The sequence below is a fragment of the Bacteroidales bacterium genome, assembly GCA_031276035.1.
Lineage (GTDB): Bacteria > Bacteroidota > Bacteroidia > Bacteroidales > BM520 > RGIG7150.
This window is the reverse complement of the sequence record JAISNV010000001.1, coordinates 446,252-459,344: the sequence shown is the minus strand read 5'-3', so window position 1 is coordinate 459,344 and position 13,093 is coordinate 446,252. Positions and strand designations below refer to the sequence as shown.

1 protein-coding gene is annotated in these 13,093 nt (G+C 37.3%); it reads left to right on the top strand.

What is annotated here, in order from left to right; genetic code table 11:
* Positions 1–26: 26 nt before the first annotated feature.
* Positions 27–13,019 (top strand): T9SS type A sorting domain-containing protein, encoded by a 12,993-nt coding sequence (locus LBP67_01905; GenBank protein MDR2083733.1) that lies wholly within the window; start codon positions 27–29, stop codon positions 13,017–13,019.
* Positions 13,020–13,093 lie beyond the last annotated feature (74 nt).

The window sequence follows — 13,093 nt, the reverse complement described above, 5'->3', positions numbered from 1 at the left end:
ACGTTAAGGTAATCATAAATCCGGAAATGGAAATTCCTGCACCTGAAATAGTAAGTCCTCAAGAATTCTGCGAAACAGGAACATATTACTTATCTGATATTCTTCTTGCTTTAGGAATGAATGTAGTATGGTATGATTCGGAAACAGGAGCAACGGAATTAAATGCTGCAACCACAGCATTGGTTGATGGTGCTACGTATTATGCAGCCTTAATGATAGGAGAGTGTGAAAGCACCGAACGTTCTGCAGTAGAGGTTTCACTGGTTCCTGAAATAACAATAACCCCGGATGTAACAAGTCCGCAATATTTCTGTGAAGGAGCGATGATCAACAGTATTATAGTTCCTCATACAGGAATAGTATGGTATGCAACCGTAGATGGAACCGAACCATTATCAAGTGCACATAAACTTGAGACCGGCACATATTATGCGGCTATAACTGTAGGCGAAGACTGTGAAAGTACACAACGTACTGCCGTATCAATAGTAATCAATCCTGTAAATTATGATTATATCACTGATACACAATCATTCTGCGGATATGCTTCAATAGGAGATATATCTATAGTAGGTTATGGTTTGACATGGTATTCCGATGAAGAATTAACAATTGAATTGGCTTTGGATGAAGAATTAATTCACGGTTTAACATATTATGGAGCAAACACCAATGGCGACTGTGCTTTGATATCTTATGCCGTAACAATCAATATTTACGGCGATGTACCTCCACCAATTGTAAAATCACCCTTAGTGTTATGTGAAACTGAAGGTAACTTAACTTTGGCGGATGTTTACATACAAGGAAGTAATATTCGTTGGTATTCAACAGAAACAGGCGACGACCCGTTACCATTGACTACACCTTTAGTAACCGAAACAATTTACTGGGTAAGTCAAGGCGTTGGTGAATGCGAAAGCGAACGTTCATACATTAAGGTAATCATCAATTCTGAAATGGAAATTCCTGCACCTGAAATAGTGAGTCCCCAAGAATTCTGCGAAACAGGAACATATTACTTATCTGATATTCTTCTTGCTTTAGGAATGAATGTAGTATGGTATGATTCGGAAACAGGAACTACGGAATTAGATGCTGTAACCACAGCATTGGTTGACGGTGCTACGTATTATGCGGCGTTGATGATAGGTGAATGTGAAAGCGCCGAACGTTCTGCAGTGGAGGTTTCACTGGTTCCTGAAATAACAATAACCCCGGATGTAACAAGTCCGCAATATTTCTGTGAAGGAGCGATGATCAACAGTATTATAGTTCCTCATACAGAAATTGTATGGTATGCAACCGTAGATGGAACCGAACCATTATCAAGTACACATAAACTTGAAACCGGCACATATTATGCGGCCATAGCAGTAAGCGAAGACTGTGAAAGTACACAACGTAAAGCTGTTTCAATAGTAATTGATCCTGTAAATTATGATTATGTCACTGAAACACAATCGTTCTGCATAAGTGCTACCATTGCTGATATATCTATTACAGGTTACGGTCTAACATGGTATTCAGATGAAGAATTGACAATCGAATTAACTTTGGATGATGAATTAACTCATGGATCTACCTATTATGCGGCAAATACTAATGGCGACTGTGCATTAATTGCGTATGCTGTAACCATATATATTTATGATAATGTACCTCCTCCGACAGTAATGAGCCCGATAGAATTATGTTCTACCGGTGGCGAGTTAACATTGGCAGATGTATATGTACAAGGAAGTAACATTCGCTGGTATGATGCTCAAGTTGACGGTAACGAATTGCCGCTGACAACAGTATTAACAAACGGCTCAATCTACTGGGCTTCACAAAGCATAGGCTTATGTGAAAGCGAACGCTCATACGTTAAGGTAATCATCAATCCGGAAATGGAAGTTCCTGCTCCTGAAATAGTAAGTCCTCAAGAATTCTGCGAAACAGGTGGCTATACTTTAGACGATATCATGTTAAGCGATGGAATGAATGTTATATGGTACAATGCTGCAACCGACGGTTTTGAGTTGCCGCGTACAACTCCTTTGACAAACGGTTCTATCTACTATGCTTCATTAATCATAGGGGATTGTGAAAGTACAAGCAGAACAGCCGTAACAGTAGAATTTAAAGATGAAATAACAATAATTCCTGTAATTGCTTCACCACAGATATTCTGTGAGGGTGCGATGATCAGCAGCATTGATATTACAGGTTACGGAAGTGATAATATAGTTTGGTATGCAACTAATATTAGTACCCTTGCTTTAGATTATAACCATAAACTTGCAACAGGTACTTATTATGCGGCAATAAAAGTCGGCGATGACTGCGAGAGCACTTTACGTTTACCGGTATCTATAAATATTGAACCTGAAAATTACGATTACGAAACTGATGTTCAGTATTTCTGCGAAACAGCAACAATTGCCGATATTACTATAATGGGTTACGGCATAACATGGTATTCCGATGAAGAACTGACAGAATTGTTGGATCTTGACGATGTATTAACTAACGGTGCTACTTATTATGCTGCAAATATCAACGGTGATTGCGGTATAATAGCTATGGCAGTAACCGTTTACATCTATGATAATATTCCTCCTCCAACAGTAACTACACCTGTAGAGCTTTGTGAAATAGTCGGAAACTTAACTTTGGCTGATATTCATGTTGAAGGTTTAAATATTCAATGGTATGCAAGTGAAGATGGAGATGATTTATTACCATTAACTACTCCATTAGTTGACGGAACCACTTATTGGGTATCACAACGCGTAGCTACCTGTGAAAGTGCACGTTCCTATGTTTACGTGAAGATAAATCCTGAAATGTATATACCTGCTCCTGAAATAGATTCACCAATAGAATTATGTGAAGATATGAATGGAACTGTCAGGTTAATGGATTTACCTGTTAACGGACAGAATATTATTTGGTATTTAGATTCTAATGGTACTTATCCTGTACCGCCGGAAGCTATTATTGTCTATTCAACATATTATGCTAAGCAAATCATAGGCGAATGTCAAAGTACGGAATTAACAACTGTAAACGTAACATTCGTTCCGGTAGTAACTACAATGCCTGATATTACCTCGCCGCAAGTTTTCTGCGAAGGCGCGATGATCACAAGCATCGATGCTCCTGCAAATATCAATTGGTATGCAACCGTAAACGGTACGCAACCGCTGACTCCTGAGCATATACTTGAAACAGGTACTTATTATGCAGCTTACTTCGTAGGTAGCGATTGTGAAAGCACTCAGAGAGTTGCTGTAGAAATAAAAATCAATCCTACGGATTATGACTATATAGAAGAAACTCAATCATTCTGTTATGCTGCTACAGTAAAAGATATTACTATTACAGGTTACGGTATCACATGGTACACAGAGCCGGAATTGACGAATGTATTGGATTTAGATGATGAACTAACACACGGCGCTACTTATTACGGTGCTAATACTAACGGTGATTGCGGATTAATTGGTTATGCGGTAACAATCAATATTTATGATGATGTACCTCCTCCAATAGTAACAACTCCGGTTGTTTTGTGTGAAACAGACGGCAATTTAACCTTAGGATATCTGAATAATTATGTTCAAGGAATCAATATTATTTGGTATGCAAGTGAAACAAGCGAGGATGCTTTACCATCAACTACTGCTTTAGTAAATGGTACAACTTACTGGGTATCACAAAGTATAGGTTTGTGTGAAGGCGGTCGTTCATATATTAAGGTTGTGATTGATGATGAAATGATTGTTGATCCGCCTGTTATACATAATCCGATAATATTCTGTGATAATGAGACTTATACATTAGAAGATGTTGAAAGATTCTTAGATGATCAATTGAATATTGTATGGTATGATGCACACGAAGAAGGTAACTTATTAGTTCCTGCTGATGTTACGTTGGTTAACGGAGACGTTTATTATGCAGCTAATATAATCGGCGAATGCGAAAGCACCGAAAGAACAGCAGTAGTTATAGAGTTAGTACCTGAATTAACAATAACTCCGAATATTATTTCACCGCAAGTATTCTGCGAAGGAGCAATAATAAGCAGCATTCATATAGACGGATACGGTAGCGGTGTTATCAAATGGTACGCAACTGAAGACGGAACCGAACCGTTAGCTCTTACACATATCTTGGAAACAGGTACTTATTATGCAGCTATTGAGATTAGCGAAAATTGTGCAAGCAGTCAAAGAGCAGCTGTCGAAATAGAAATAAATCCTGATGACTATGATTATATAGAAGAAACACAATCATTCTGTGTTGTAGGTACAATAAGCGATATATCAATAACCGGCTATGGCCTCACTTGGTATGCTGACGAAGCGTTGACTATTGAGTTGGATTTAGATGATGAATTAACTCACGGCGCTACTTATTATGCGGCAAATACAAATGGCGATTGTGCTCTGATAGCTTACGCGGTAACAGTTAATATTTATGATAATCTATTTCCACCTACAGTTATTTCTCCTGTAACATTATGTTCTACAGATGAGGAATTAACTTTAGCAGATATATATGTCTACGGAATAGCTCATGGAGCACATATTCAATGGTATGCTAGCGAAAATAACGATGATGAATTGGAATTGACAACAGTATTGGTTGATGGTGGTGTTTATTGGGTATCACAAATTTTAGGTGGATGTAAGAGCGAACGTTCTTATGTGAAGGTTAACATCAATAACGAACTGATAGTACCTGCACCGATAATCGTAAGTCCGCAGGAATTCTGCGATAATGATGTATATTATTTAAGTGATGTTATGCTTCCGCAAGGCGTAACTGTTGTATGGTATGACGCAATTGAAAACGGTAATGTCGTAAATCCTGAAGCTACGGAATTAACCGATGGAGATGTTTATTATGCAGCTTTAGTAATAGGATATTGTGAAAGTACTGAACGTACTCAGGTAGAAATAATCATTGATACCGAAATTACAATAATTCCTGAAATTCCTAGTCCGCAATATTTTTGCGAAGGAGCTATGATTATAAATATACATCATGGTAATAACAATCCTGCAAATATTAACTGGTATACCACTGAGAATGGAACGGATACATTAGATAATAATTATATCCTAACATCAGGAACATATTATGCTGCAATAACCATGGGCGAAGATTGTGAAAGTACGCAACGCCTTGCAGTTGAAATTATAATTAATCCTGATGATTATGATTATATCCAAGAAACACAGGCATTCTGTGGTTCCGCAACAGTAAGTGATATATCAGTATTCGGTTATGGTATTACATGGTTCACTGATGAAAGTCTGACAAATGAGTTAGATATCAATGATGAGTTAACTCATGGCACTACCTATTACGGAGCAAATACCAACGGCGATTGTGCTATTATTTCTTATGCGGTAACTGTTACTATTTACAACCTACTTCCACCTACGGTTAAATCTCCTGTAACATTATGTTCTACAGATGAAGAATTAACTTTGGCAGATGTATATGTATATGGAATAGCTTCTGGCGCACATATTACATGGTATGCAAGTGAAACCGGTGACGATCCTTTAGAATTGACTACAGTATTAACAAACGGCGGCATATATTGGGTATCACAAAGTATTGGAACTTGTGAAAGCGAACGTTCATACGTAAGAGTTATTATCAGCGAACCGGAAACAATACCGGCGCCAATAATTGCAAGTCCGCAAGAATTCTGCGAAACCGGTACTTATACTTTAGAAGATATTATATTGCCGGAAGGTATGGCGGTTGTTTGGTATGAAACGGCTGAAAGTAGTATTGAATTAGTTCCGGGTAATGTAACATTAACAGACGGAGCTACTTATTATGTTGCCCTTGTTGTCGGTTATTGCGAAAGTACCGAACGTACGGCAGTTGAAATAACATTAGTTCCTGAAATCACAATAATACCTGAAATTCCTAGTCCGCAATATTTCTGCGAAGGAGCTATGATAAATAGTATAAATCTTGGTAATAGCAGCAGCAGTAATATTACTTGGTACGCAAGTGAAACCGGTACCGAACCTTTGGATAATAATTACCTCTTAACTACCGGTACTTATTATGCTGCAATAACAGTAGGCAACAATTGCGAAAGCACTCAGCGAGCAGCTGTAGAAATAGAAATCGAACCTGAAACGTATGATTATGAAACCGGTGTTCAAGATTTCTGTGCAAATGCAACAATTGCAGATATTACTGTTATGGGTTATGGAATCACTTGGTATTCTGATGAAGAATTAACTGATGAATTAGATATAGATGAAGAATTAACTCATGGTGCTACATATTATGCAGCTAATGTAAATGGTGACTGCAGTTTAATAGGATACGCCGTTACGGTTAATGTTTACGAAAATATTAATCCGCCGATAGTATCCAGTCCGATCGAGTTGTGTTCTACTGATGAAGAAGTAACCTTGGCCGATATACCAGTTCAAGGTATGAATATTACTTGGTATGCAAGTGAAACAAGTACTGATCAATTACCTTTAACAACAGTATTAACCAATGGTTCTACATACTGGGTATCACAAAATATAGGAACTTGTGAAAGCGAACGTTCTTATATTAAAGTATTTATTAATGATGAATTAGAAGTTCCTGCTCCTGAAATTGCAAGTCCGCAATACTTCTGTGAAACGGGTACTTATTACTTGTCTGATATTATACTTGCACCGGGTATGAGTGTAATTTGGTATGATGCGGTTGAAAATGGTAACGAATTGGATTCTGAAACTACATTATTAGTAGATGGAGGAATATATTATGCAGCATTGATGATAGGTAAATGTGAAAGTACCGAACTTACTGCTGTTGAAGTAATATTCAATGATCAAGAAAAGATTGAACTTGTAATTTCGGATCAATCATTCTGTGAAGGTGCTATCATAGCTGATATTCAAATGCCTTACGAAGGCATCAGTTGGTATTATAATATAGATGATGTTGAACCTTTATCGGAAATTGCCAGATTAATCACTCATATATATTATGCTGAAATTAGCATCAATGAAGATTGTACTGTTACGGAACGAGTTCCTGTAAATATTACTATAGGTGAACCTGAAGAAGTAATTACTCCAAGCGAACAATTCTTCTGCATGGGTGCAAGTATAGAAGATTTGGAAGTTACAGGTTACGGAGTTACTTGGTATGCAAGCGAAGTTTCTACAATACCGTTGCCGATATCAACAATATTAGTACACGGTACAACATATTATGCAGCTAATGTAAATGGTGACTGTGTAAGCGAACGCGTTACAGTTACTGTCTATTTATACGAATATGTTAATCCGCCGACATTAGAATCACCTGTTAAATTATGTGTTACTGATAATCCGGGATTAACATTAGCAGATGTTAAGGTTATCCAAGGTGTTAATATAACTTGGTATGATGCCGAAATAGACGGCAATGAATTACCTGTTGAAACAGTATTGGTTGATGGTGGTGTTTACTGGGCTTCTCAAGCTATAGGCGGATGCGAAAGTTTACGTTCTTATGTGAAAGTAGAATTTGATCCTGAAATGATAATTCCGGCTCCGAATATTCCTGCGCAACAGCAATTCTGTAATCAAGGTGTGAATACTTTAGGTGATTTAATTACCAATGGTTATAATATCACATGGTATTCGGCTGCCGAAGGAGGTGTTATGCTATCTGATAATACTCTACTAACAAGCTTAACAACATATTATGCCGCACAAACTGTCGGCGAATGTGAAAGTACTGAACGTACACCTGTATTTGTAATACTTGTAGGTAACATAACAATGACAATTGATATGGAACCTCAATATTTCTGTGAAGGTGCTATGTTAAGCGATATCATTGTTAATTATTATGAACATGAATACGCTTGGTACGCAACTGATAATAGTACGGTTGAATTACCAATGAACACTATTTTGGAAACCGGTTCTTACTATATCGCGCTTAAAGTCGGTGATTGTGTAAGCACTGAACGTACCGAAGTACCTGTAACAATAGGCGAACCGTCATTAGTTATTACTGAATCATCACAAGAATTCTGCGGAAGTGCTATTATAGCAGATCTCTATGTTCTTGGTTACGGTATTAATTGGTATGATAGTGAAGATGCAACTGATCCGTTGCCTGTAACAACTCCATTGGTTGATGGAACTACATATTATGTAGCAAACAGCAACGGTGAATGCGAAGGTGAACGTACTGAGGTTAATGTTGCTATTTATCCTATACCCGAACCTCCTGTTTTGGCTGATGATGCTGTAGCTGAGGTTTGTGATGGTGATGAAATATCGGTTAACTTCTTGTTAGGCTTAATAGATATTCAAAATAATGTCGATTATATAATATATGTTGATGAAGATTGTACGACTGAGTTTACAACAGCATTCAACACAGATTATTCTGTAGCTACATCGCACGAATTTTATGTTAGGGCATACTACACAGGAACAACCTGTGCACATGATGTGGAAGACGCATTGGAATTGACTATTACTGTTAATCCTCGTCCAGTTGCTCCTGTTATTGTAGGTGGTGCCGATACTAGCGTATGCGACGGTGAAACTATAAACGCAGCACTATTGGAAAGTTTGATTACTTACGATGATGCAGTTGTAACAGTAGCATTCTATATGGATGCAGGTTGTACTATAGCCTTTACCGATATCACAACGGATTATAGTATAGCAATTTCACATACTATCTATGTTACTACAATTAACTTAGGAACAGGTTGTGAGACATCTTCTGAAGATGCATTAGAATTGGTAATTACTGTGGATCCTCGTCCAGAAGCACCGGTAATAATTGGTGGTGCCGACTTAAGTGTTTGTGATGGCGATGTTATTGACGAAACACTATTGGAAAGTTTGATTACTTATGACGATGCAGTTGTAACAATAGCATTCTATACAGATGAAGCTTGTACAATCCCATTCACGGATATCACAACAGACTATAGCGTATCTGCATCACATACTATCTATGTAACTGCAATCAACATTGCAAGTGAATGTGAAACTGATTCGGAAGAAGCATTAGAATTAACGATAACCGTTGATCCTCGTCCTGCTTCTCCGATATTTGTTGAAGATCCTATGCTTACTATATGTGAAGATAATTTAATTAGTATAAACTTACTGACTGCTTTAATAGCTGAACAGGAAAATGTAGAGCTTAAATTCTATATTGATAGCGATTGTACTATTGAATACTTGGGTGATTCAATGGCTGAATATGAAGACTCTCCATATACATTCTATGCTATTGCGCATAATACGGTTACCGGTTGCTTAACTTCATCTGAAGATGCTTTGGTAATTACTATCACAGTTAACCAACAACCGGTATTCATCACTTGTCCTGAAGTTCAACTTGAACATACAACAGTTCCGGGTGAATTATCAATGATTGTAGAATATATTGTAGAACTTGATGAAACAATGCCTGTGCCGGTTCTAACCTATTTATTCGAAGGAGCAACTGAAGGTTCCGGAGACGGATCCGGCAGCGGTTCGTATTTCAATGTAGGTATTACAACCGTAACGGTAACCGCTACTGTTGAAGGATGCGAAAGTGCTGCTTGCGAATTTGAAATTCAAATATACGACGGTAATGAACCTCCTGAAGTAGATTGTAGCGAAATTATCGCATTATATGCTGATGAAAACGACATGATAATAATTCCTACTGATCCGGGTGTAAGTTATTATACTCATATTGGTACTTCTTGGGATGCTACTGCAACCGATGATGTAATTATTGAATCAATGCATGTTATGATTGTTAATATTAACACAGGCCAGATTTTAGTTAGCTATGACGATGCTTTAAGCACATTAGACGGTTTTGTATTCCATTATGGATTCGATTATCAAGTAATTTGGAGAGCAATGGATCATGCAGGATTATATGCTGAATGTGAATTTGCTGTTAGAGTTATTGATGAAGAACCTCCTTGCATTGGTTGTGATAACGGCATCAGCTGTGAAACTATTACCAATTACCAAGGTGTAGTTAATATCTGCTTAACGGCTCTCGAAGAAGTTTATGTACATTACGGCATCAGCTGGGATGTAACGGCAACGGATAATATAGCTGTGTCAAGTATTAGCTACGAAATGACTGGTGCAACTGTTGGAAGCGGAACATCATTAAACGGCGTAAGCTTCAATGTTGGTACTACAACGGTTACTTGGACAGTGGTTGACATTAATGATATTGAAAGTACTTGTTCATTCGATGTTGTTGTTAATGCTAATCCTTCGGTAGAAGTTGAAAACTTCATTTATTGTGATGGTGAAGAAGCTCCTGAATATACATTTACAGGAGATGAAAATACAACATTTGTATGGCAACGTATAATTGGTTTCGATTTAGGTCTTCCTGTTACATCGGGTGTTAATACAATACCGGAATTTACAGCTACCAACGAAGGTTTCGAATCTATAACAGCTATATATTCGGTTACACCTGTTAGTGGAGAATGTCAGGGTGAAGTTCAATACTTCATGATTACTGTTAATCCTAGACCGGTTACTTCTCTTGTTGAAGATATGATATATTGTAATGGAGTAACAGCACCAAGTTATTACTTCACAAGCAATATGCCTAATGCTTATTACGAATGGGAATTTGTAAATGAAGCAGGTAGTACGATGATTCCGGGTATTCCGGCATCTGGCGACAACTTTATAGCCGGTTTCCAAACATATAATGATGGAAATGAACCGTTAATTGGTAAATATAGAGTTAGAGCAAGCTACAGCTTCGCTAACTTAACATGTAATGATTATCAGTGGCAAGAATTCCTGATTGTAATTTTACCGACACCTGATATACCTACCGTTGTCCCTGTACATCAAGAAATCTGCTCGGGCGAATCTATTGAAGATATAGTATTCAGCAGCAATATTGATGATGTAATCTACAAATGGACGAGAATTTCCGGTAATATTCCTGAAATACCTGTTACCGGAGAAGGTAATATAACCGGTATGGTTATTGAAAATACGGGTTCGATAATGATTGAAGCTATCTACGAAGTAACGCCTATATTGAATTATCCTCAATATCCTGCTTATACTTGTCCGGGTAGTCCAAGTCAATTCAGCATAGCTGTATTACCGCAACCTCATATCAATACTATACCTGAAATGATTTACTGTGATGGTGAACTAACTCAAGGTTTCGAATTCGGTAATACTTCCGGAGTTGTTTACAGCTGGCAATTAACTAACGGTGTTAATGTTGGTCTTGCAGAAAACGGTCAAGGTCCTTTACCTGCATTTATTGCTGCTAACAACACTAACGAAGTACTTGAGTCAATCTATGAAGTTACTGCTACTTTCAGCATGTACGGACATGAGTGTACAAATAGCGCTACATTCAGTATTGTTGTTAACCCGATACCTTCAGTTGAACTTAATATCGGGCCTTACACATTCTGTGTTGACGATATAACCGAAGCTATTGACTTTGTTTCTGAATTTGCAAGTTTGAATAATCCGGTTGGTACTGTTTATGAATGGCAATTCGTATCGGGAAATAATATCGGATTAGGACAAACATTCGGTACAAACGTTATTCCTTCATTTACACCTGAAAATAACGGAACAGAACAGGCAACTGCTATCTTTAGTATTAAAGCAATCTTTGAAAATTGTTCAAGTGTTGAAAGAAACTTTATGATAACAGTTAATCCGAAACCTTATGTAACCAGTAATTTACATGGTGGAACAAGATGTTCCGGCGATAACTTCGAATATATGATTACCGCTTCTATCCCTGTTACTGAAATTTCATGGGAAAGATTACCGCATCCTGATATTAATAATAATGAAGGTGCGTTGGGAGTAAGTCCGTATATTAATGAAATACTTTATAATACCGGAACTTCTAATGTTACTGTTACTTATTTGATCTCTATGAAGGTAGGTGACTGCGAATATGAAAATATCGCTGAAATAGAATTAATAGTTATTCCGAATTTCGACTTGAATATAGGTTCAGTATTCACAGTATGTAACGGCGAAAGTGCTGTAAATATCGAATATGAAGACCTCAATCTTGAAGGAGCTCAATATAAACTCTTATTTAGTTCCGAAGCTATTGCCGCTGGTTTTGTAAATATACCTCAGTATATTGAATTACCGAGTACAAACATTATTGTTCCGGTACCGCAAACCGCAGATCTTGGTAATTATTCTGCAACCTTATCGGTACGCTTTGGCAGCTGTGAGAGAGATTATGATATCATCATAACTATTAATACCTTCCCGATTATCACTAATATGTCGGATGCAACCTTGTATTATTGTGATAATGATAAGATGGAATTATTTGTTGAAACTGAGGGTGTGGTTGATTATCAGTGGTTCTTTAATGGAAGCGTAGTATCAACGGATTCACATTATACTGAAGACTTCGATATTACTAAAGCCGGAGAATACATCGTCGAAGTTTCTAACGAATGCGGTACGCTGACATTTACGTTTGAAGTGCTTAGAAATCCGATCATTATTGAACTGAAATGGAATGATGTTCTTTATATTGATAATACAGGAAATAAATATGTATCTTATCAATGGTATAAAGACGGATATCCTATAACTCAATACGGCACATCTCAATATTATACGGAACACGGAGGATTTACTTTTGAGTCCGAATTTAATGTCAGAGCTTATAAAGCCGACGGAACGTATGATGAGGCTTGTCCGATTATTCCTAACGTCACTGAAGGTATGGCTCCGAAGTTAACAGTATATCCTAACCCTGTACAAAGCGGAAATTCCGTTACCTTGTTACTCGAATTACCTGAAAACGAATTACCTGATGCAATTGCTTATATCTTCGACATCAACGGTAAGAAAATAGGAGAGTATCAGTTGGTTGATTATTCAACTAAAGTACGAGTAAATTTTGCAGCCGGTACTTATATGGTTAGAGTATATACAAAGAGCGGTAATGAATTTGTAAGTAAAATTATAGTTCAAAAATAGCCGAGAATTTATAATATCCGGCAGGCAAAACATCCTGCCGGATATTCATAAATAAAATAAGAGTAATAAATGAA

Bases quoted from the DNA above. Each gene is read 5' to 3' on its own strand.
- LBP67_01905 (MDR2083733.1), top strand. From the start codon at position 27: ATGGAAATTCCTGCACCTGAAATAGTAAGTCCTCAAGAATTCTGCGAA.